This window comes from Kitasatospora sp. NPDC002543 (assembly GCF_053594915.1).
Genome location: NZ_JBSFWR010000260.1, coordinates 1 through 1,112, shown reverse-complemented (window position 1 = coordinate 1,112; position 1,112 = coordinate 1). Strand labels below are relative to the sequence as shown.

Annotated in this window: 1 protein-coding gene; it reads right to left on the bottom strand. The window is 69.1% G+C overall.

From position 1 onward, the window contains the following. Positions 1 to 38: 38 nt before the first annotated feature. Complete coding sequence (locus ACWD4P_RS38430) at positions 39 to 878, bottom strand: IS5 family transposase (protein WP_449782848.1); 840 nt, start codon at positions 876 to 878, stop codon at positions 39 to 41. Positions 879 to 1,112: the final 234 nt, after the last annotated feature.

Here is a 1,112-nt window from a genome sequence, read left to right as displayed (position 1 = left end):
AGAGGGCGTTTGATCTCGTGAGTTCCATGATGTCGGGTTCAGGTGCCTCGCCAGGTGGGTGTTGATTCGCCGGTGAGGCGGCGGGTCATGTTGTCGATCATCGCGAGGTGGATCATCGCTTCGGAGCGGGCGGGCAGGGCTTCATAGTCACGGACCAGGCGCCGGTGGAGCATGAGCCAGCCGAAGGTTCGCTCCACGCACCAACGTCGAGGCAGAACGGCGAATCCCCTGGTCGTAGGGTCGCGGTGGACGATTTCCATGTCGATGCCGAGGGCGGCGGCGTGCTCGACGAGGTACCGGCGGTAGCCGCCGTCGACCCAGGCCTTGCTGATCGTGGGGTGGTCGGCGGCGGCCCGGTTCAGCAGTTGGGTGCCGGCGACGGAGTCCTGCACGCTGGCGGCCGTGACGAGTACGGCGAGCAGAAGGCCGAGGGTGTCGGTGATGATGCTGCGTTTCCTGCCGACGATCTTCTTGGCGGCGTCGGTGCCCTGGGTGGCGGCGGGCACGGTGGGCGCGGTCTTCACGCTCTGGGCGTCGATCACGCACGCGCTCGGCTCGGCGGTCCGTCCGCCGGCGGTGCGAACTCGTCGCCGCAGCAGGCCGCTGAGCTGCTCGAACACGCCGTCGCGCTGCCACTTGGCGAAGTAGCCGTAGACGGTGGCCCAGGGCGGGTACTCGTGCGGGAGGTAGCGCCACGGAATCCCGGTCCGGTCGACGTACAGGATCGCGTCGAGGATGTCCCGCAGGTCGTGCTCGGGCGGGCGCCCGATGTCCAGTGCCCTGCCCCGGCGTTCGGCCCGCCAGGCGGTCAGGACGGGCTCGACCAGTGCCCACCGGGCGTCGGACAGGTCGCTCGGGTACGGCTTCCGCGACGTCATGCCTATGGCGTACCGCTGCGGGCGGTCTTGGGCCAGAGCTCTGGCCGGAGGCCGGCGTGCGACGACGGGAACCGGGCGCCTTGGGATGAGACAGGAGCAACATGGATAGGTCGGGTGTGCTGGTCACACCAGCACGCCCGACCCTCACACACGCCTCGTCAGCCACTCCGGGAACCGGCCGATCGGGGACCGAAATCCCCACACCTCAGCCCGTGTGAGGAGCAAACGCCCTCT

Bases quoted from the DNA above. Each gene is read 5' to 3' on its own strand.
- ACWD4P_RS38430 (WP_449782848.1), bottom strand. From the start codon at position 878: ATGACGTCGCGGAAGCCGTACCCGAGCGACCTGTCCGACGCCCGGTGG.